18 protein-coding genes are annotated in these 19,916 nt (G+C 65.2%); 7 read left to right on the top strand and 11 right to left on the bottom strand.

The window, feature by feature from the left end:
* Positions 1 to 7: 7 nt before the first annotated feature.
* Genes AB7M16_RS34170 through dapA form a run of 3 tightly spaced genes read right to left on the bottom strand, consistent with a single transcriptional unit; the run spans position 8 to position 3,275 of the window.
* Positions 8 to 1,171, bottom strand: coding sequence for an acyl-CoA dehydrogenase family protein (locus tag AB7M16_RS34170; RefSeq protein ID WP_453946654.1), 1,164 nt, complete (start codon positions 1,169 to 1,171; stop codon positions 8 to 10).
* On the bottom strand, positions 1,168 to 2,358 hold the full coding sequence (locus tag AB7M16_RS34165) for a CaiB/BaiF CoA transferase family protein (protein ID WP_453946653.1): 1,191 nt from the start codon (positions 2,356 to 2,358) through the stop codon (positions 1,168 to 1,170). Before AB7M16_RS34165 ends, AB7M16_RS34170 begins: the two co-directional genes overlap by 4 nt.
* 11 nt (positions 2,359 to 2,369) lie before the next feature.
* Complete coding sequence (gene dapA / locus AB7M16_RS34160) at positions 2,370 to 3,275, bottom strand: 4-hydroxy-tetrahydrodipicolinate synthase (protein ID WP_453946652.1); 906 nt, start codon at positions 3,273 to 3,275, stop codon at positions 2,370 to 2,372.
* Between the two features lie 187 nt (positions 3,276 to 3,462).
* Here dapA and AB7M16_RS34155 point away from each other — a divergent pair, with 187 nt between their 5' ends.
* From AB7M16_RS34155 to AB7M16_RS34125, 7 genes are all read left to right on the top strand, one after another.
* Positions 3,463 to 4,560: a LacI family DNA-binding transcriptional regulator gene (locus AB7M16_RS34155; RefSeq protein ID WP_453946651.1), complete on the top strand. Its 1,098-nt coding sequence runs from the start codon at positions 3,463 to 3,465 to the stop codon at positions 4,558 to 4,560.
* A gap of 3 nt (positions 4,561 to 4,563) precedes the next feature.
* Complete coding sequence (locus tag AB7M16_RS34150) at positions 4,564 to 4,932, top strand: tautomerase family protein (RefSeq protein WP_172784524.1); 369 nt, start codon at positions 4,564 to 4,566, stop codon at positions 4,930 to 4,932.
* Positions 4,933 to 4,945: 13 nt separating this feature from the next.
* A complete protein-coding gene (locus tag AB7M16_RS34145) occupies positions 4,946 to 6,088 on the top strand; it encodes an acyl-CoA dehydrogenase family protein (RefSeq protein WP_453946650.1) in 1,143 nt (380 codons plus the stop codon).
* A 4-nt stretch (positions 6,089 to 6,092) separates the two neighbouring features.
* Positions 6,093 to 7,676, top strand: coding sequence for an acyl CoA:acetate/3-ketoacid CoA transferase (locus AB7M16_RS34140; protein ID WP_453946649.1), 1,584 nt, complete (start codon positions 6,093 to 6,095; stop codon positions 7,674 to 7,676).
* A gap of 9 nt (positions 7,677 to 7,685) precedes the next feature.
* Positions 7,686 to 8,168: a MaoC family dehydratase gene (locus AB7M16_RS34135; RefSeq protein WP_212256590.1), complete on the top strand. Its 483-nt coding sequence runs from the start codon at positions 7,686 to 7,688 to the stop codon at positions 8,166 to 8,168.
* Between the two features lie 71 nt (positions 8,169 to 8,239).
* Positions 8,240 to 9,076, top strand: coding sequence for an ABC transporter substrate-binding protein (locus tag AB7M16_RS34130; RefSeq protein ID WP_453946648.1), 837 nt, complete (start codon positions 8,240 to 8,242; stop codon positions 9,074 to 9,076).
* 234 nt (positions 9,077 to 9,310) lie between these two features.
* Positions 9,311 to 10,210: a LysR substrate-binding domain-containing protein gene (locus tag AB7M16_RS34125; protein WP_025035437.1), complete on the top strand. Its 900-nt coding sequence runs from the start codon at positions 9,311 to 9,313 to the stop codon at positions 10,208 to 10,210.
* Here AB7M16_RS34125 and AB7M16_RS34120 read toward each other — a convergent pair.
* The 8 genes from AB7M16_RS34120 to AB7M16_RS34085 form a co-directional block, all read right to left on the bottom strand.
* Positions 10,207 to 11,673 carry an amidase gene (locus tag AB7M16_RS34120; protein WP_453946647.1) on the bottom strand — a complete coding sequence of 489 codons (1,467 nt, stop codon included), beginning with the start codon at positions 11,671 to 11,673 and terminating at the stop codon, positions 10,207 to 10,209. The two genes, AB7M16_RS34125 and AB7M16_RS34120, sit on opposite strands and share 4 nt — an antisense overlap.
* A 17-nt stretch (positions 11,674 to 11,690) precedes the next feature.
* Entirely contained in the window at positions 11,691 to 12,488 is a 798-nt protein-coding gene (locus AB7M16_RS34115) for an FAD binding domain-containing protein (RefSeq protein WP_453946646.1), read from the bottom strand.
* A gap of 11 nt (positions 12,489 to 12,499) precedes the next feature.
* Positions 12,500 to 14,887 (bottom strand): xanthine dehydrogenase family protein molybdopterin-binding subunit, encoded by a 2,388-nt coding sequence (locus tag AB7M16_RS34110; protein WP_453946645.1) that lies wholly within the window; start codon positions 14,885 to 14,887, stop codon positions 12,500 to 12,502.
* Positions 14,888 to 14,889: 2 nt separating this feature from the next.
* Entirely contained in the window at positions 14,890 to 15,381 is a 492-nt protein-coding gene (locus AB7M16_RS34105; protein WP_271511789.1) for a (2Fe-2S)-binding protein, read from the bottom strand.
* Positions 15,382 to 15,402: 21 nt separating this feature from the next.
* Positions 15,403 to 16,509 carry an ABC transporter ATP-binding protein gene (locus tag AB7M16_RS34100; protein ID WP_453946644.1) on the bottom strand — a complete coding sequence of 369 codons (1,107 nt, stop codon included), beginning with the start codon at positions 16,507 to 16,509 and terminating at the stop codon, positions 15,403 to 15,405.
* Between the two features lie 2 nt (positions 16,510 to 16,511).
* Positions 16,512 to 17,402: an ABC transporter permease gene (locus tag AB7M16_RS34095; protein ID WP_453946643.1), complete on the bottom strand. Its 891-nt coding sequence runs from the start codon at positions 17,400 to 17,402 to the stop codon at positions 16,512 to 16,514.
* Complete coding sequence (locus tag AB7M16_RS34090; protein WP_453946642.1) at positions 17,402 to 18,301, bottom strand: ABC transporter permease; 900 nt, start codon at positions 18,299 to 18,301, stop codon at positions 17,402 to 17,404. Before AB7M16_RS34090 ends, AB7M16_RS34095 begins: the two co-directional genes overlap by 1 nt.
* 77 nt (positions 18,302 to 18,378) lie before the next feature.
* Positions 18,379 to 19,728 carry an ABC transporter substrate-binding protein gene (locus AB7M16_RS34085; protein ID WP_172784512.1) on the bottom strand — a complete coding sequence of 450 codons (1,350 nt, stop codon included), beginning with the start codon at positions 19,726 to 19,728 and terminating at the stop codon, positions 18,379 to 18,381.
* Positions 19,729 to 19,916: the final 188 nt, after the last annotated feature.

The following is a 19,916-nucleotide window of genomic DNA, read 5'->3' as shown; positions in this document are numbered from 1 at the left end:
CGCTTCCCTAAAGCTGCAAGCCGTTCTTGATGGTGCTGCGCGCAACCAGCATGCGATGGATTTCGGAGGTGCCGTCATAGATGCGGGTGACGCGGGCGTCGCGATACATCCGCTCCAGCGGCAGGTCCTTGCTGAAGCCCATGCCGCCGAACACCTGGATGGCGCGGTCGACGACGCGGCCCTGCATCTCCGACGCTGCGACCTTGATCATCGAGACCTTGTCGCGCACATCCTTGCCCTGATCGATGTCCCAGGCGGCGTTCATCACCATCATCTTCACGCCGAAGATCTCGGTGGCGGAATCGGCGATCAGCTTCTGCACCATCTGGAAATCGCCGATCAACTGGCCGAACTGGCGCCGCTCGCCGGCGTGCCTGCGCATCATCTCCAGCGCACGCTGCGCCATGCCGACCGCGCGTGCGCCGATATGGGCAAGCCGGATCTGGAGCACGCTCTGCATGATCAGCTTGAAGCCGCCACCGACCTCGCCGAGCACGGCCGCTTTCGGGATGCGGCAATCCTCGAAGCTCAGCTCGGCGTGGCCATAGCCGCGATGACCCATCATCGGCTGGGTGCGCGCGACCTTGAAGCCGGCCGTAGCTCGGTCGACCAGGAATAGGGTGATGCCACCGCGGGCGCGCTTGTCCTTGTCGGTCAGCGCCATCAGGATGATGTAATCGGCGATGTCGCCGTCGCTGATGAAGTGCTTGGTGCCGTTGAGCACCCATTCGTCGCCGTCGAGATGCGCCGTGGTACTGATCGACGCGGCGTCGGAGCCGGCGCCGGGCTCGGTGATCGCCATGGCGCAGATCTTGTCGCCCTCCACCGTCGGCAGCAGATAGCGCTCGACCTGATCGCCTTTGCAGGCCATCAGCATCGGATAGACCTGGCCGAACACGCGGCGGATCAGCGCATCGGACGTCTTGCCGAATTCTTCCTCGACCAGGCAATGCTCGACGCAAGTTAGCCCGCCGCCGCCGACATCCGCCGGCATGTTCATGGCATAGAGGCCGAGCTTCTGTGCCTTGGCCTTGGTGACCGCAAGCGCTTCAGCCGGCACCGTGGCCGTCTGCTCCACGACGTCTTCGAGCGGCTGCACCTCGGTCTCGACGAAGCGGCGGACGGTATCGACCAGAAGGCGCGTCTCTTCGGGGATTGAAAAATCGATCATCGCGCCACTCCGACGGCCTTGCCGGCAACCATCGCGTCGATCTCCGCGGCGTCGTAGCCGATCTCGCCTAGCACCTCGCGCGTCTGCGCACCGAGCCGCTGCGGCACCAGCCGCACCTCGGGCGTCTGCCCGTCATAGCGCGCGGGATGCGCGACCATCCGGATCGGCGCGCCGCCGGCACTCTCCGCGCTCTTGAACACGCCGAGATGGTTGAGCTGGGGATCGGACTCGAGGTCGCGATAATCCTGCACCGGCGCGTGCCAGACCTTTGCGGCTTCGAGCGAAGGCAGCCAGTCGGCCGTCGATTTCTGTCTCAGCCTGGTAGCGACGATCCGCGTGATCTCCTCTCGCTTCGAGAAACTGTCGGTGTCCCCGAACCGCTTCAGCTCTTCGTTTTCGAGCGCGACAGCGAGCGCGCTGGGCGTAGCCATGGAGATCGCCATATGACCGTCCGCCGTGGCGTGAACGCCGTAAGGCCCGGGGCTGAACCAGGCCGCGATACCGGCCGGACCGCGTGACGTCGGCGATGGCGCGCCGTTGAGCCAGGCGGTCAGCGGCTCGACCTGGAGATCGAGCGCGGCCTGATAGAGGTTGACCTCGACGAGCTGGCCCTTCCCGGTCTTCGTTCGGGCAAACAGGGCTGCAAGGATGCTCATGGCGTAGAGGGAGGCGGCATGCTGATCGACGATGACGGCGCCGACCGCCGTCGGCTCGCCGTCCGCGCGCCCTGTCCGCATCGCAAGGCCCGACATCGCCTGAAGCAGCAGGTCCTGCCCCGGGCGATCCTTGTACGGTCCTTCCGATCCGAAGCCGGTGGCGACCGCATAGATCAGGCCGGGGTTGATTTCCTTGAATGTGTCGTAGCTGAGACCGAGCTTGGCCATGGTGCCCGGGCGAAAATTCTCCATCACGACATCTGACGTCGCGACCAGCTTCTTCACCGCGGCAATGCCGTCGGGATGCTTGAGATCAACGGCGAGACTGCGCTTGTTGCGCCCCGTGGCCAGATGATTGACGCTATCGCCTGCGACGAAATGATTGGCGACCGCCCAGTTGCGCTGAAACGCGCCCTCGATCGGTTCGACCGCGATGACATCGGCGCCGAGATCGGCCAGCGTCTGTGCGGCCAGCGGGCCCGCGAGGTAATGATTGAAGCTGAGGATCTTGACACCGTCGAGCAGATTCATCCGTTCACACCTCAAGCAGCCGCAACCGGCGCGCCGCGCCACACCAGATCGAATGTCTTGACCAGGGCACGCGCGGCCGCATCCTGCGCAGCCGGCAGCGGCAGGCGCGGCGGACGCGGAAGGCCGGCCGCAAAACCCATATGATTGAGCAGCGCCTTGCTGCCGGCGACATAGGCCTGGCCGCCGACGAATTCGATCACCGGCAGGTATTTCAGATAGAGCTCGCGCGCTTCCTTGATCGCGCCGTGGTCGGCCACGAGGCTGAAGATGCGGGCCATCTCCGCCGGGACGACGTTGGAGGCCACGGCTACCCAGCCCTGCGCGCCCTCGACGAAGGACTCGAAGCCGAGGATGCCGCCGAACACGGTCATCCGGTCGCCGCAGAGACGGATGATGTCGCGCACCCGCGTCACCTCCAGCGTCGACTCCTTGATATAAAGACAGTTGTCGATCTCGGCGATGCGCGCCACGAGATGTGGCTTGAGATCGACATTCGCGGTCGCCGGATTGTTGTAGACCATGATCGGCAGCGAGATCGCATCGGCAACCGTCTTGTAGTGATGCACCAGTTCGTCGTCGGTCGGCGTCGAATAAAACGGCGGAATGATCATGACGCCGTCGGCGCCCAGTTTTTCAGCACGGCGGCTGAGGCGCACCACCTCGCGCGTGTCCTCCGCGCCGGTTCCGATCAGCACCGGCACGCGCCCCGCAGCCTGGCGAATGACGACTTCCGCAACGAGCGCCTTCTCGTCATCGTCCATGGACAGGAACTCGCCGGTCGAGCCGAGCGGGATCAGCCCGTGGATGCCCTGCGCGATCTGCCAGTCGACGAAGGCGCGCAATGCCGCGACATCGACCTCGCCAGCTGCCGTGAACGGGGTGATCATGACGGTGTAGGTGCCGCGGAACGTCTTCATCGCGGTACTGCCGGGCGCTCGGGTGAATTCAGACGCCGCGGGCGGACTGCGGAATATCCGCAGTTCCTATGCAAACGTTTGCATAAATGGCTCTGCATTGGGCAACACCATCCATTTTTTGAGCTTGATCCGCGTAGAATAAGCTCATAGCGTTTCTGCAATCGTTTGCAGTCTATCGGCAGGTTGGATGAGCGTCACGCTCAAAGATGTGGCACAGGCGGCCCGCGTTTCAGTCAGCACTGCTTCCCGGGCGCTGACGGGAACCGGCCTGACCAGCGAACGTACGCAGCAGCGCCTGTTGCGCATCGCGCGCGAGCTCGGCTATCGGCCGAACCCGATCGCGCGCGGATTGAAGACCGGGCAGTCGCGGCTCGTTGCTCTTCTCGTGCACAATCTCACCAACGCCTCGTTCCAGGTGATGGCCGAAGTGGTGCAGGCCCGCCTGAAGGCGCTGGGCTATCAGATGCTTCTGTGCATCGGCGGCGACGATCCGCAAGCCGAGAGCGACACCCTCACCACGCTGGTCGATCATCGCATCGACGGCTTGATCGTGGTGCCCACAGGCAAGAACGGCGCGCAGCTCGAGACGCTCTCCAAGGACGTGCCGATCGTCTGCCTGGTGCGGCGCGACGATGCGACCGATCTCGAGACCGTGCTCGCCGACGATCCGCAAGGCGCTTATCTGGGCACGCGTCATTTGATCGAGCTCGGGCACAAGCGCATCGGGCTGATCGTCGGCCGTCAGGACACCACGTCCGGGCGCGAACGCTTGTCCGGCTATGTCCGCGCTCTGCGCGAGGCCGGCATCGCCAGGGACGACACATTGATTCATGCCGGCCACTACGTGCCCGAGACCGGCGCGACCTGCGCGCGCACGCTGCTCGACCTCCCCCGCCCGCCCAGCGCGATCTTCGTTGCCAATCACGAGGCAACGCTCGGCGTGCTTCGCGTCACCGCGGAACGGAACATCGCCATTCCCGATGATCTCTCGCTGCTCTGCTACGAGGACATGCCGTGGTTCGAATGGCATCGCCCGGCCATCAGCATCGTCGACAACGGCGCGCGCGATCTCGCCAACCTCGCCGTCGACCGGCTGCTGCATCGCATGGACGCCAAGGGAAATAGCAAGGGCAATGGCAGTGATGGCGTGCGCGAATATCGCGTCGGCGCGCGGCTGGTCCAGCGCGACTCCTGCCGCCAGATCGACGCACCAGCTCCTGCGAAATCCGGCAAGTCCAAATCGTCTTCATCCAAATCGTCTGCAGCCAAGTCCGCGAAGGTCTGATCGATGCCCTATGTCGAAGTGCTCGCCCCGCCAGTCCCATCCGAGCGCAAGGCCGCGCTGGCGCGGTCGGTGACCGACGGCCTGATGTCGGCGTTCGGCGTCACCGCTGATACGGTCACGCTCTATTTCCTGAACATTGCGCCCGACGACTACGCCCACGCCGGCAGGTTCGGCGCGGAGGCCACCGGTCAGCGCATCCTGCTCAAGGTCCACGCCTTCCGCCGCAGCGAGGCCGAGCGGCGCGCTGCCGCCATCGCGCTGACCCGCGCCGTATGCAGCGCTTATGGCGTGCCGGGCGACGACGTCGCGGTCTACTTCTGCGATCGCGACCGCAGCGAAGTCTCCCACGATTCCAAGCTCGCCAGCGACTGACGGGTAGCACGCCATGGACCGCTTCTACAGCCAAGACCAGAAAGCCCTGCGCGAGACCGCCCGTCGCTTCGCAGAAGCGGAGATCCTGCCGCGCGCTGCGGCGATCGATCGCGAAGACCGCTTCGACCGCGTGCTCTACAAGGGCATGGCCGATCTCGGCCTGTTCGGTATCTGCCTGCGCGAGGGCGCCGGCGGCGCCGGTCTCGATGCGTTGGCGGCCTGCATCGCGATGGAGGAGCTGGCGCGCTGCTCCGGCGCGGTCGCCAACGCCTTCGCGATTCCGGTCGAGGCCGTGCTGTTCTTCGATCATCACGGCACCGAGGCACACAAGGCGCTGATCCCAAAAATTCTGAGCGGCGACATCATTCCCGCGACCGCCGTCTCCGAGCCCGATCACGGCTCCGACGTCGCTGGTATCCGCACCAACGCGGTACGCGAGGGCAATGGCTGGCGGCTCAACGGCACCAAGGCCTGGGTGACGCTCGGCGGCGTCGCCGACCGCATCATGGTGTTCGCGCGCACCGGCGCAGACGCGGGCCACCGCGCCATCTCCTGTCTTCTCGTCGACGGCGCCCTGCCCGGCATCGCGCGCGGCAAGAACGAGGAGCTGCTCGGCATGCACGGCCTCGACGACTGCCAGATCACCTTCTCCGACGTGCGCCTGCCGTCGGACAGCGTGATGGGGCCGGAGAACCAGGCCTTCAAGATGGCCATGAGCAATTTCAACTTCAGCCGGCTGATGATGGCCTCGATGGCGCTGGGCATGGCGCAGGCCGCGTTCGAGGACGCCACGACTTACGCCAAGGACCGCAAGCAGTTCGGCCAGGCCATCATCGGCTATCAGGCGGTGCAGTTCATGCTCGCGGACATGTCGACCGACATCGCGGCTGCGCGCCTGCTGATCCATCACGCCGCGCGCCTGCACGATGCCGGCGAGCCGATCGCCAAGGAAGCGGCACAGGCCAAGCTGTTCACCACCGACATGGCGATGAAGCACGTCTCCAACGCGCTGCAGATCCACGGCGGCAACGGCTATTCGCGCGAGTACCGCATCGAGCGGATCTTCCGCGACGTCCGCCTCGCCCAGATCTACGAAGGCACCAACCAGATCCAGCGGCTGATCATCGCCCGCCAGGTCGAGAAGGAGGCCGCGTGAGGGCATGCTGAGCATCATCACAGCGGCAGAGGCAGCCGGCCTCATCCGCGACGCCGACACGCTGATCGTCGGTGGCAATGGCGGAACGGGGGCCGCCGAAGCCATTCTGGATGCGCTGGAACGGCGTTTCCTCGGCGGCCAGGGCCCGCACAATCTGACGCTCATCAACATCACCGGCGTCGGCGCCGTGACCGAGAAGGGCCTCTGTCATCTCGCCCATGAAGGCCTGATCGCGCGCGTCATCGGCGGCAATTTCGGGCTCCAGGTGCCGTTCATGCGCCTTGTCCGCGACGAGCTGATCGACGCCTACAATTTCCCGCAAGGCGTGATGAGCCAGCTCTGCCGCGCCATGGCCGCCAAGCATCCGGGCGTGCTCACCCATGTCGGCCTCAACACCTACATGGACCCGCGCCAGGACGGCGGGCGCATGAACAAGCGCACCACCGCGCCACTGGTCGACCTACTCGAGCTGCACGGCCAGTCCTGGCTGCTCTACCGCGTCCCCGCTCCCCCCGACGTCGCCATCATCCGCGGCACCTCGGCCGATGAGGACGGCTATATCAGCATGGAGCACGAGGGCACGACGCGCGAGGATCTGTCGATTGCGCAGGCCGTGCACAATGCCGGCGGCACCGTGATCTGCCAGGTCAAGCGCATCGTGAAGCGCGGCTCGATCCATCCGCAGATGGTGAAGATCCCCGGCTTCCTGATCGACCATGTCGTGCTCGAGCCCGAGCAGATGCAGACTTACGGCACCGCCTATGACCCGGCGCGCTGCGGCGAGACGCGGGTTCCGGAGGCGATGATCACGCCCGATCCGCTCACCGAGCGGCGGGTGATCGCCCGCCGCGCCGCTTTCGAATTGCGCCCGCGCGACGTCGTCAATCTCGGCGTCGGCATCTCCGCGATGATCCCCAATGTCGCCGCCGAGGAAGGCATCTCCGACCTGATCACGCTCACGGTGGAATCCGGCGTGGTCGGCGGCGTGCCGGGTCATGCCCGCGAATTCGGCACCGCGATCAATCCGCGCGTCATTCTCGACCAGGCCTATCAGTTCGACTTCTATGACGGCGGCGGCCTCTCCTGCGCCTTCCTCTCCTTCGCCGAGGTGGATGAAGCCGGCAACGTCAACGTCACCCGTTTCGGCGAGCGCCGCGACGGCTCCGGCGGCTTCATCGACATCACGCAGAACGCCAAGCGGCTGATCTTCAGCGGCACCATGACCGGCGGCAAGTTCGACATCGGCGTCGAGAACGGCCGCCTCGCGATCCGGCGCGACGGCGCTTTCCGCAAGTTCGTCCCACACGTCGGCCAGATCAGCTTCAGCGCCACGCTTGCCGCTCAGCGCGGCAAGCACGTCAGCTACGTCACCGAGCGCGCCGTGTTCGAGCTCGAGAACGGACACGTCACCCTCGCCGAGATCGCGCCTGGCGTGCGGCTGGAGGAGGACATCCTGGCCCATATGGGCTTTCGCCCACGCATCAGCCCGCAACTGAAAGACATGGACCCGCGCATCTTCCGCTCCGGGCCTATGGGGATTGCGCAGAGCTTCAAGGCGCTCCCGGCGCGGCCACGGAAGGTCGCCTGAGGGACCAGCATGGACACGAGCGCCCCGACCAATCTCCGCTACGAAGATATCGCGCTCGGCGCGGAGTTCGAGACCGCCGTGCACACCGTGACGGAGGCCGATATCGCGGCCTTCGCCGACGTCACGCGCGATCATCATCCGCTCCATGTCGATGGCGCCTATGCGCGCTCCCGCGGCTTTCCCGCGGTGATCGGCCATGGCCTGTACGGCCTGTCGCTGATGGAAGGGCTGAAGTCGGAGCTGAAGCTCTATGAGGAGACCTCGGTGGCCTCGCTCGGCTGGGACGAGGTCAAATTTAGGGGACCCATCGTCGCCGGCGATCGCTTGCGGGTGCGCTTCCGCTTCGTCGAGAAGCGGCCGACCAAAAACCCCGCGCGCGGCATCGTCGTCGAGACGCTCGATCTCCTCAACCAGCGCGACGAGGTGGTGACCGCGGCGCGCCACATCTCGCTGATCCTGACCCGGCAAGCCGGTGCTGCGGCGGCTACATGACGAGACAATGAAGAAGACTTTGGGCCGGAGAACGGCTCCTCTGCCATCCACGATTTGATCGGAGTATTCAGATGCGATTTGCAAAAACCTTCTCCGCCCTCGTCCTGCTGGCCGGCCTGACGCAGGCCGCCGGAGCCCAGACCTGCACGCCGAAAGTGCCGGCCTCGAGCCTGATCGAGGCGCCGAAATGGCAGATGTCGATCAACCCGACGCTGCCGCCGCAGCAATTCGTCGACGACAAGGGCGAGCTGCAGGGCCTCAACGTCGAGCTCGCCCGCGAGATCGCCAAGCGCATCTGCGTCGAGCCGGTGTTCCTGCGTATGGACTTCCCGCCGATGATCCCGGCGCTGCGCTCTGGCCGCTTCGACGCCATCAACACCGGCCTGTTCTGGACCGAGGAGCGCTCCAAGATGCTTTACCTCGTGCCTTATGCCCAGCAGGCGATCAGCATCTACACCGACCCCTCCTCCAGCCTGAAGCTGGAGAAATTCGAGGACCTAGCCGGCCGCGTGGTCGGTGTGGAATCGGCGACCTATACCGAGCGCAAGGCGCGTGAGTACAGCACGGCGATGGAAGCCAAGGGCCTCAAGCCGATCGAGCTGCGCACTTTCACCACCGTCACCGCCACCTCCGCGGCGCTGCGCGCCGGGCAGCTCGAAGCCGCGCTCAACATCAACGAGACCGCCAACTCGCTCGAGCAGAAGGGCATCGCGAAGATCTGGGTCCGCGACATCGCGGGCACCGACATCACCTTCGCCTTCCGCGACAAGCTGCTGGCCCAGGCCGTTGCCGAGGCACTAACGGCGATCCGCACTGATGGCACCTATGACAAGCTGTTCGACAAGTTCGGCATGACCAAGCTGAAGGCGACGACGTTTGCGATCCGTGGGGATGGGCCGACGAATTGACAAGCAAGCGCCGCCTTGATGTCCCCGCGCACGCACCGCGCACACGTAACCGTCTGATCAACTGATGATGTCGGACTCGCGCTCCGTGATGGGCGCCATGGAGAAGCGATAGCGCTGATACTACAATGAGTTATTATCCGACCGGGATGCGCGTTCAGATCGCACCGCCGGGCACCGCCGCTCGGCGGCCAGTAGCACGGAACTTGCATAAATTCTGGGCGACATGGACGCCGCATGAACCTCATCAGCCTCGACATCCGCATGCTCCGGTCGCTGATCTCGGTGGTCGAGACCGGCAGCATCACCGAGACCGCGCGCCGGCTGGGCCGCACCCAGCCGGCGATCACGCTGCAATTGCAGCGGCTGGAGGAGCTGACCGGCAAGCAATTGTTCGAGCATGGCGGCCGCAGGCTGACGCTGACCGACGACGGTACCACCGTTCTCACCTACGCCAAGTCCATCCTGCGGTTGCATGACGAGCTGATCTCGCAATTGGCGTCGCAGGAGATCGAGGGCCAAGTCGTGCTCGGCACGCCCGACCTCTATGCGGCGTTCATGCTGCCGTCGATCCTCAGCGTGTTCCGAAAATCCTTTCCGCGCGTGCAGGTCGAGCTCAACTGCGCGCTGTCGACGCCGCTGGTCGGCCTCGTCAAGCGCGGCGATGTCGACATAGCGCTCGTCACCCGCATGAATGATTTCACCGGCGGCCAGGTGGTGCGGCGCGAACAATTGGTGTGGATGACCGGCGAACAGTCCGCCGCACATCAGGAGCGTCCGATTCCGCTGGCGCTCCTGCCGCCAGGCAACATCTATCGCGACTACGCCATCGACACGCTGGAGCGGGCGAATTTGCGCTGGCGCATCGCCTGCGTCAGCGAAAGCGTCGGCGGCCTCCAGGCCGCGGCCTTCGCCGGCATGGCCGTCACCGTGCTCGGCCGCAGCGCGCTGGTGCCGGCGATGCGCGAGATCGGGCCGAACGAAGGCCTGCCGCCGCTGCCGAAGATCGAGCTCTTGCTCTACAAGTCGAGCGGCGCGACCTCGAAAGCGGCGACCGCGCTGCACGATTATCTCGCGCACTATCTACGGCTCGATGAAGAGCTGAGCGGCCGCGGCGCGCCAATCGAGCTGTCCTAGCGCCGCAGCGCCAACTGCGGCCAGAACTTTGCCCAGGGTTGTGCCGCTTCGAAGGCGGCGGCGATGCGGAAGATGGTGGGCTCGTCGAGCCAGGGCGCGACGATCTGAAGCCCGATCGGCATTCCGTCGCGGTCGAAGCCGCACGGCAGCGTCGCCGCCGGAAGCCCGGCGAGATTGATCGGCCAGGTGAAGGGCGACCAGCCGAGATGCGGGTCGACCTCGCGGCCGTCGATCTTGCCGACGCCGATCTGGCCGGCCTCGAACGCGGTCACCGCGACGGTCGGCGTCACCAACGCATCGACGCGCTCGAACAGTTTGACGAAGGCGTTGCGCGCCTGCCCGCGGCGATAGCCCGCTTCGACGTAGTCCGTCCCGCTGTAGCGCCGGCCGACGCCGACGACATCGCGATAGGCGGCTTCGGAGCCGGCGAGATCGGCCGTGGTCTTGCTCGCAACGGCCGCCGCCTGCTCGGTGAAGGCGATCGGCTTGAGCGTATGCTCCAGAATGCCGGGATCGAGCGTGGGGCCATCCATGGTGACCTGCGCGCCGCAGGAATCGAGAACGGCGAGCGCCTTGCCGAATGCAGCCGTCACGTCAGGACTGACGGCGGCATAACCGAGATCGACGCTGGCGGCGATGCGAATGCCGGTCAGTGCTGCAGCGTCGGTATCGAAACGGCGGGACGGCACGGGAAGGCTTGCGGCATCGCGCATATCGTAAGCAGCGATGATCTCCAGCGTCAGGGCAGCGTCTGCCACCGTACGTGTGATCGGCCCGGTATGCGCGAGCGAGGCCCAGGACGGCGGCGAGAAGCCGGGCGAGCGCGGGACGAGCCCGAAGGTCGGCTTCAGGCCGAACACGCCACAGAACGACGACGGCACGCGGATCGAGCCGACGCCGTCGGTGCCGATCGCGATCGGGCCGCAGCCGGCGGCAACGCCCGCCGCCGCGCCGCCGCTCGATCCGCCGCTGGTGCGGCCGGGATTCCAGGGATTTCGCGTGGTGCCGGTGACCGGGCTGTCCGCGGTGAGCTTGTAGCCGGACTCGCACGTCGTGGTCTTGCAGGTGATGATGGCGCCGGACGCTTTCAACGCGGCAACCACGGCGGCATCGACCTCGGGCACGAACGCCTTGTTCATCGGCGAGCCGGCATAGGCCGGCACGCCCGCGACGAAGACGAGATCCTTGATCGTGACGGGCACGCCGGCCAGCGGCCCCATGACTTCGCCCGCGCGCATCTCCTTGGTGAGACGATCAGCCTCCGCCCTCGCCTGCTCGTACATCGGAGTCACGACTGCGTTGCAGGCTTCGTTCGTCACCTCCAGCGCGGCGATGGTGTCGTCGACGACATCGCGCGGCGTGAATGCCTTGCGCCGATAACCGGCTACGATCTCGGTTGCAGAGAGCGCGCCAAGGCCATTCGGCGCCGGCGGGAAGGCCGTTCGGCCGGAACCATCAGTCATCATGAACCCTAAGAGAGCTAGCTGAGCGCCGCTTCGACGGCGCGTTTGGCCATGACCGTGACGAGATGCGCACGGTAATCGGCTTCGGCATGGATGTCGGAGGTGAGGCCGTCGGTGTCGATCTTGATCGCCGCGATCGCGGACGGATCGAAATGGCTCGACAGCGCCGCCTCCATCGGCGGCACGCGGAACACGCCGGACCCGGCGCCGGTGACCGCCACACGAACGCCATCGGCAAATTTCGCGACGAACACACCGACCAGCGCGTAACGCGACGCAGGCGCCTTGAACTTCGCGTACCCCGCCTTGACCGGCAGGGGAAAGCGGATCGCGGTGATGATCTCTCCAAGCTCGAGCGCGGTCTCGAACAGGCCGAGGAAGAACTTGTCTGCCGCGATTTCGCGCTTGCTCGTGACGATGGTGGCGCCGAGGCCGAGCACGCCCGCGGGATAATCCGCGGCCGGATCGTTGTTTGCGACCGAACCGCCGATGGTGCCGCGACTGCGCACGGCGGGATCGCCGATCATCGAGGCCAGCGCGGCGAGCCCGGGAATCTTGGTCTGCACCAGCTTCGAGGCAGCCACCACCGCATGCGGCGTCATGGCGCCGATGGTGATGGTGGCGCCGTCGTCGGTGATGCCCTTGAGGCTTCCGAGCTTCGACAGATCGACCAGCGCGGCCGGACTGGCCAGCCGCTGCTTCAGTGTCGGGATCAGCGTCATGCCGCCGGCGACGAGCTTGCTGTCCTCGATCGAGGTCAGGAGCTTGGCCGCATCTGGAATCTGGTCCGGCTGGTGATAGGCAAATGGTTTCATTGTTATCCTCCCTATTCCGCGGCGACCGGCAGCGACGCGTTCTGCAGCAGGCGCCAGATCCGGTTCGGCGTCGCCGGCATGTCGACATGGGTGACGCCGAGATGCGATAGCGCATCCACCACCGCATTGATGACGGCGGCGGGCGAGCCGATGGTGCCGACCTCGCCGCAACCTTTCACGCCCATCGGCGTGTGCGTGCAGAGCGTCGAGTGGGTCGCAACCTTCATCATCGGTAGATGATCGGCGCGCGGCATGCAGTAATCCATCAGCGAGCCCGACAGCAGCTGGCCGGAGCCTTCGTCATAGACCGCGTTCTCGAACAGCGCCTGGCCGACGCCCTGCACGATGCCGCCGTGCAGCTGGCCCTCGACGATCATCGGGTTAATGACCGTGCCGACGTCGTCCACCGCCGTATAGTTCACCAGCGTTACCGTGCCCGTCTCGGGATCGACCTCGACCTCGGCGATGTGGCAGCCGCCGGGATAGGTGAAGTTGACGGGGTCGTAATAAGCCTGCTCTTCAAGCCCGGGCTCCAGCACCTCGAGCGGATAATTGTGCGGCACGTAAGCTGCGCCCGCGATCTCCTCGAACGTCTTGATGCGGTCCGTGCCGGCAACGGAAAACTTGCCGGCCTCGAACTGGATATCGGCCTCGGACACTTCGAGCAGATGTGCGGCGATCTTCTTGCCCTTGACGATCACCTTGTCGGTCGCCTTCGACAGCGCGGCGCCGCCGACGACCAGCGAACGCGAGCCGTAGGTGCCCATGCCGAACTGCACACGGTCGGTATCGCCGAACACGATGTCGACATTCTCGAAAGCGACGCCGAGCTTGTCCGAGACGATCTGCGCGAAGGTCGTCTCATGGCCCTGGCCGTGATTGTGGGTGCCGATCATCACCGTCACCTGGCCGGTCGGATGCACCCGCACCGTGGCGCTCTCATAAAGGCCGCCGCGCGCCCCTAACCGTCCTGCGAAGCGCGACGGCGCGAGGCCGCAGGCCTCGACATAGGTGGAGTAGCCGAGCCCGCGGAACTTGCCCTTACTGGCGGACGCCGCCTTGCGCACGCCAAAGTTCTTGACGTCGGCCGCGACCAGCGCGCCGTCGAGACAGCCCATGGGATCGCCGGAATCGTACTGCACCAGCACCGGCGTCTGATAAGGATAGGCCTCCTTCGGGATCATGTTGCGGCGGCGGATCTCGACACGGTCGATTCCCATCTCGCTGGCGGCGACATCGACGATGCGCTCCAGCACGAAGGTCGCCTCGGGTCGGCCGGCGCCGCGATAGGCGTCGACCGGGACGGTGTTGGTGAAGACCACCTTCACGTTGCAATAGATCGCCGGCGTGGTGTAGACGCCGCTGAGCAGCGGCCCATAGAGATTGGTCGGGATGTTCGGTCCGAAGGTCGAGAGATAGCCGCCCATATTGGCCAGCGTTTTGACGCGGAAGGCGAGGATTTTTCCAGTCTCGTCCAGCGCGAGCTCGGCCTCGGTGACATGATCGCGGCCATGGCGATCGGAGACATAGCCTTCCGAGCGACTCGCCACCCATTTCACCGGCCGCCTCACGCGCTTGGCGGCCCAGGTGATCACGGCCTCCTCGCCGTAATGGAACTGCTTGACTCCGAAGCCACCGCCGACATCGGGCGCGACCACGCGCAGCTTGTGCTGGGGGATGTTCAGCACCAGCGCACCCATCAGGAAGCGCACGACATGCGGGAACTGGCTGGTGGTCCACAGCGTGTAGCGATCCGTGCCCGGCTCGTATTCGGCGATGGCCGCGCGCGGCTCCATGGGGTTGCCGATCAGGCGATTGTTGACGAGGCTCAGTCTTGCGACATGCGCCGCCTTCTTGAACGCGGATTCGACCGCGGCCTTGTCGCCGAGCTCCCAGTCGCAGCAGATGTTGTTCGGCACGTCGTCGAACAATTGCGGCGCGTCGGGCCTGATGGCTTCGAGCACGCCGACCACGGAGGGCAGCACCTCGTAGTCGACCTTCAGCAGGTCGGCCGCCGCGTTGGCCTGCTCCGGGGTTTCTGCGATGACGAATGCCACCATATCGCCGACGAAGCGCACCTTGTCCTGCGCCAGCATCGGGAACGGCGGCTCCTTCATCGGCACGCCCTTGGCGTCGGTGATACCCCAGCCGCAGGGCAACGAGCCCAGCCCATCATCGGCGACATCGTCGCCGATCAGGACCGCGATGACGCCGGGCGACGCCAGCGCCGCGCTCTTGTCGATGCCGCGCAGCACCGCATGGCCGTGCGGCGAGCGCACGAACACGCCGGCGGCCATGCCGGGGCGCTTGATGTCGGAGACGTAATTGCCACGGCCGGTGAGGAAACGTTGGTCCTCTTTCCGCTTCGGTGCGGCGCCGATGCCGATCACATTGCCCATGGTCACTCTCCCTTGGCAGCGTGCATGGCGGCAGCGCCGGCCATGACCGAGATGACGATGTTCTGGTAGCCGGTGCAGCGGCAGATATTGCCTTCGAGGCCGTGGCGGACATCGGCCTCCGTCAGGTCCGGCTTCTCGGTGGCAAGCGCGACGGCCGTCATTAGCATGCCCGGTGTGCAGAAGCCGCACTGCAGCCCGTGGTGCTCGCGGAAGGCCTCCTGCATCGGATGCATCTGGTTCGAGCCGGGGGCGCCCTGCAGGCCCTCAATCGTGAGCAATGTCGCACCGTCGAGCGCGGGCGCGAGCAGCGTGCAGCTCTTCACCGGCAGGCCGTTCAGATGCACGACGCAGGCGCCGCACTGGCTGGTGTCGCAGCCGATATGGGTGCCGGTGAGATGGAGCTGCTCGCGCAGGAGCTCGGCGACGAGTGTTGCCGGCTCGACATCCACGCTTGTTGGCCGTCCGTTGAGGGTGAAGGATATCTGCACGGTCATGCTCCTGTGCGCGACGGGTCTTTAGGCGAGTGGAAGTGCGCTGCCGGTGGCCCATGTGGCCATCACGACATCGCCGACGGTGAAGGGATCTGCAAAGAAGGTCTTTTCCGGCACATATGCGACGAACTCGTCGTCCGGCACGGTGTCGAGCATGACCTTGACGAAATAGCCCTGGTATTCGATCGCGAGCACGCGGCTCGGCAGCGACGTGGTACAGCCCGGCGGCAGCGCCTTGCCGGGCCTCACCAGCGCGACGTCGTCGCGTCGCACGGCGATATCGACCTTGTCGCCGACGCTCACGGTCGGGCGGGCCTGGAGCGGCACCTCGATGCCATCAGGCGCGGCCTGCGCGAGCGTGAAGCTCGCACCGTTCACCTTCTCCACCCTGCCCGACAGCACGTTCTGGCCTCCCATGAACTCGGCGACATAGCGATCGTGCGGATGGGCATAGACCTCGCGCGCCGCCCCGGCCTGCTTGATCCTGCCCTGCTCCATCACCACGACGAGATCCGCAAGGGCGATCGCCTCGAGCTGGGTGTGGGTGACGTGAATGAAGGTGATGCCGAGCTCCCGCTGCATCCGCCTGAGCTCCTGGCGCATCTGGACGCGGAGCTGCTCGTCGAGCGCCGAAAGCGGCTCGTCGAGCAAGAGCACGCGGGGCTCGGTGATCGCGGCGCGCGCCAGCGCCACGCGCTGTTGCTGGCCGCCGGACAGCTGGGCCGGCAGGCGGTCGGCGAATCTCGTCAGCCGGACCTTTTCGATCATGGCATCCGCCGCGCGCAGACGATCCGCCTTGGACTGGCCGCGCACGCGCAACGCAAAGGCGATGTTCTCTCGAACCGTCAGGTGCGGAAACAGCGCGTAGGACTGGAACATCATCGCGGTGCGGCGCTGCACCGGCGCGAGGCCGACGACGTTCTGCCCGCCGATCACGATCTCGCCCGCCGTCGGGTCCTCATGGCCTGCGATCATGCGCAGGATGGTGGTCTTGCCGCAGCCGGAGGGGCCAATGAAGCAGCAATAGGCACCGTCTGCGATCTTCAGATTGACGCCGTCAACGACGTAGGTCGCGCCGTCAAAGCTCTTGCAGACGCCTGCCAGCTCGATATCGCCGCGATCGTTCTTCATTCCTATCCCTTTGCCCGGCTGCCGCGCTTCTTCTGGATCAGCACGATGGTGCCGAGGCTGGCACCGATCACGACGAAGGAGACGATGGTGGTCACCGTGCCGAGCGCGTAAAGCGAGGGCGATGTGACGTTCAGCGTCATGCTCCAGATTTCCAGCGGCAGGGTGTTCAGTGAGCCCGCGGTCTGAAGACTGCGGGCGAACTCGTCATAGGACAGCGTGAAGCCGAACAGCGCGACCGCGACGAGGCCAGGCGCCAGCACCGGGATCATCACCAGCCAGATCGATTGCCAGCGGCTGGCGCCGAGATCGTAAGCCGCCTCCTCCCACGCATGGTTGAAGCGCGACATCACCGCGAACATCACGAGCACGCCGAACGGCAGCGTCCAGGATAGCTGCGCGCCGAGTGCCGAGGTGTACCAACTGGCATTCAGACCGAGCGCCTGGAACAACAGGCCCGTACCGAGGCCGAGCACGAGGCCGGGCGCGACCAGGCTGCCGATCATCATGTAGAAGACGAACGTGTCGCCGCGAAAGCGCTTGCGGAAGCCGAGCCCGGCGAGGAACGACACCACCACCGTGATGATGGTGACGATCACGGCGAGCTTGATGGAGCGGTCGAACGAGCCCTTGACGTCGCCGGTGCGCACCTGGGTGAAGAGATCGACGAACCAGTGCATCGACTGGCCCTTCATCGGGAAGACGAGGCCGCCGCGAATATCCTGGAACGACAGGATGTAGATGCAGAACATCGGACCATAGAGCGCGAGCACGTAGAACGTGAACAGCACGGCCAACACATAGAACGTCCAGGGCCGCCCACCCTTGCTCGGCGCTATCGCCTTGGTGGTTGCAGGCGCAATCGTCTCCGGCATGTCGGCGAGAACCGCGCTCATCACGTGATCTCCTGCCTGACGTCGACGGTGCGCAGGATCAGCGAGACGATCGCGACCAGCACAAGCGTCAGCAACACGGCGCTCGCCGCGGCGGTCGGATATTGCAGCACGCCGACGTCCTCGTAGAAGGCGCTGACCACGGAGGCGGAACCGCCGCCGGACATCACCTTGACCACGAAGAAATCGCCCATGACGATCGAGACCACGAAGATGGTGCCGAGCGCGATGCCGCTCTTGGACATCGGCACCACGATCAGGCGCATGATGTCGAAACGGCTGGCGCCGGCATCGATTGCGGCCTCGATCAGCTTCTTGTCGATCCGCGCCATGGAATTGAAGATCGGCACGATCATGAAGATCGTGAGCTGGTGGACATAGGCGATGACCACCGCAAGATCGGAGAACAGCAGCACCTCCAGCGGCTGGCGGATCACGCCGAGCGCGAGCAGCGCCTGGTTGATCAGACCTTCCTTGCCGAGCAGCGGAATCCACGAAATCATCCGGATGATGTTCGAGGTCCAGAACGGCACCGTGCAGAGCAGGAACAGGCCGATCGCAAGCAGCTGGTTGCGGACGTGGAAGACCAGGAAATAGGCAACGAAGAAGCCGATGATCAGGGTGAAGATCCAGGTCAGCACCGTGAACTTGATCGTCGCCAGATACAGCTTCAGCGTCAGCGCGGAGTGCAGCACCTCGACGTAGCTCGCCAGCGTGAAGCCCGGCGTCAGGCCGCCAAAGCCGTCGGTGGCGAAGAAGCTCGCCGCCAGCACCACCAGGATCGGCGCCGCGAAGAACGGCACGAGCACCAGGACCAGCGGCGAGACGTAGAGCCAGCCGGCCAGATTGGATCGCGATGGAGTTGGACTTTGAGCTGGACTATGAGTTTGACTTGGCTGCATGTCGGCGAACGCCTCGACGTCGATCTGATCCGCCGGCGCGTCGCCGCGCCGGCGCCTTTCGTCAGGGAAAGCAGGTTTCAGGCCACCTTGAAGTCGTTCCAGCGCTTGTTCATATAGGCGGCCTCGTCCATCAGCGTGTTCCAGCAGGAGATGTTCTTGACGCGGTCGAGGAACGAGCCGCCGTCACGCTTGGTGCCGGCCTTCTCCATCGCAACGCCATAGGGATCGTTGACCACCTCCGGCGCGGGCTGGCCCTCGTACCAGAACGCCCATTCCGCCGGGGTGAGGAATTTCTTCGCAGTCGAGGGCACCGGGCTGTAATAGCCGTAGCGTGCGACGAAGCCGCCCTGCCAGCCCGAGAGGTACCAGTTGAGATATTCGTAAGCCGCATCGAGCTTCTTGCCGGAGAGGTGCTTCATCAGGCCCATGCCGTTGCACCAGCCGCGGTAGCCTTCCTTGCCGTTCTTGACGTTGACGGGCGCGTAGACGCAGGGAATTTCCTTGACGCGGACGGCGGCCACCGCCGGCGACCACATCGACTGGATGATGACCTCGCCCGCCGCCATCAGCTGCACCGACTGGTCGAAGGTGGTCCAGGTGGCGCGGAACTGGCCCTGCTTCTTCAGCTCGATCAGCTTGTTGCAGGTGAAGTCGATCTCCTCCTTGGTCATGTTGCCCTTGTTGCCGTACTTGATCAGCCCGGCGCTCTCGAAGCAGAGCGCGGCATCCATGATGCCGATCGCGGGCACGTCGAGGATCGCGGCCTTGCCCTTGAACTTGGGATCGATCAGGTCCTTCCACTCGGTCACTTCGTGGCCGACGAGATCGGGGCGATAGCCGATGGAATCGGCGTTGTAGACCTGCGGCAGGAAGGTCGCCCATTCGGTGACGCCGTCATTGAGGTCGGTCGCGTCGGGCTTGGCGATGTACATGGCCTCATAGGGCGAGATGCCCTGGCGCGGGATCTTGTGGCCGTCGATTTCGCCCTTGGTGAAGATCGGCAGGATGTTGTCGAACTCCTTGATCTTCTTGACCTCGATGCCCTGGATCACGCCGCGCTTCGCCGCCAGCTTGGCTTGCCAGCCCTCGAGATCGGCGATGTCGACCGTATTAGGCTGGCTTATGAAGCGGTTGATGGAGGCGGAGGTGTCGAGATTCTGCATCGTCACCTTGAAGCCGAGGTCCTTAGCGGCCTGGTCGCCGATCGCCTTCACCACCGAATAGGAGACGCCGACATGGCGCAGCTCGATGTCCTTGATCTCCTGCGCCCAGATGGTCGGGAATCCGCGGATCGCGTCCGCTCCCGCGGCCGCGCCTGCAACCGCTGCAGCACCCTTCAACAGCGTGCGGCGGCTCAGCTTTTTTGCTTCCCCCGGCTTCGTTCCGGCATGGCCGGCAGCAGCATTCCCCTTATCCCTGTCAAGCATGGCAACCCTCGTTGGTTACAATGAGCGGCCGCAACGACCTTCAGCGATCCCTGCGGATGTGATCAGTTGCGCTTGAGGCTATGGGCGGGATTTTGCGAAGTAAAATTGGAAGTAAAAATTCGCGACATAAGCGCGACTAATGACTCGACTCACTGCATTTCATCTCGGCACGGCAGCTCAGGAAGGCG

The organism is Bradyrhizobium sp. USDA 372 (assembly GCF_053629095.1).
Note: the sequence above shows the minus strand (reverse complement) of the source record. Positions and strands in the feature narration are given on the sequence as shown.

Bases quoted from the DNA above. Each gene is read 5' to 3' on its own strand.
- AB7M16_RS34170 (WP_453946654.1), bottom strand. From the start codon at position 1,171: ATGATCGATTTTTCAATCCCCGAAGAGACGCGCCTTCTGGTCGATACC.
- AB7M16_RS34165 (WP_453946653.1), bottom strand. From the start codon at position 2,358: ATGAATCTGCTCGACGGTGTCAAGATCCTCAGCTTCAATCATTACCTC.
- dapA (WP_453946652.1), bottom strand. From the start codon at position 3,275: ATGAAGACGTTCCGCGGCACCTACACCGTCATGATCACCCCGTTCACG.
- AB7M16_RS34155 (WP_453946651.1), top strand. From the start codon at position 3,463: ATGAGCGTCACGCTCAAAGATGTGGCACAGGCGGCCCGCGTTTCAGTC.
- AB7M16_RS34150 (WP_172784524.1), top strand. From the start codon at position 4,564: ATGCCCTATGTCGAAGTGCTCGCCCCGCCAGTCCCATCCGAGCGCAAG.
- AB7M16_RS34145 (WP_453946650.1), top strand. From the start codon at position 4,946: ATGGACCGCTTCTACAGCCAAGACCAGAAAGCCCTGCGCGAGACCGCC.
- AB7M16_RS34140 (WP_453946649.1), top strand. From the start codon at position 6,093: ATGCTGAGCATCATCACAGCGGCAGAGGCAGCCGGCCTCATCCGCGAC.
- AB7M16_RS34135 (WP_212256590.1), top strand. From the start codon at position 7,686: ATGGACACGAGCGCCCCGACCAATCTCCGCTACGAAGATATCGCGCTC.
- AB7M16_RS34130 (WP_453946648.1), top strand. From the start codon at position 8,240: ATGCGATTTGCAAAAACCTTCTCCGCCCTCGTCCTGCTGGCCGGCCTG.
- AB7M16_RS34125 (WP_025035437.1), top strand. From the start codon at position 9,311: ATGAACCTCATCAGCCTCGACATCCGCATGCTCCGGTCGCTGATCTCG.
- AB7M16_RS34120 (WP_453946647.1), bottom strand. From the start codon at position 11,673: ATGACTGATGGTTCCGGCCGAACGGCCTTCCCGCCGGCGCCGAATGGC.
- AB7M16_RS34115 (WP_453946646.1), bottom strand. From the start codon at position 12,488: ATGAAACCATTTGCCTATCACCAGCCGGACCAGATTCCAGATGCGGCC.
- AB7M16_RS34110 (WP_453946645.1), bottom strand. From the start codon at position 14,887: ATGGGCAATGTGATCGGCATCGGCGCCGCACCGAAGCGGAAAGAGGAC.
- AB7M16_RS34105 (WP_271511789.1), bottom strand. From the start codon at position 15,381: ATGACCGTGCAGATATCCTTCACCCTCAACGGACGGCCAACAAGCGTG.
- AB7M16_RS34100 (WP_453946644.1), bottom strand. From the start codon at position 16,509: ATGAAGAACGATCGCGGCGATATCGAGCTGGCAGGCGTCTGCAAGAGC.
- AB7M16_RS34095 (WP_453946643.1), bottom strand. From the start codon at position 17,402: ATGAGCGCGGTTCTCGCCGACATGCCGGAGACGATTGCGCCTGCAACC.
- AB7M16_RS34090 (WP_453946642.1), bottom strand. From the start codon at position 18,301: ATGCAGCCAAGTCAAACTCATAGTCCAGCTCAAAGTCCAACTCCATCG.
- AB7M16_RS34085 (WP_172784512.1), bottom strand. From the start codon at position 19,728: ATGCTTGACAGGGATAAGGGGAATGCTGCTGCCGGCCATGCCGGAACG.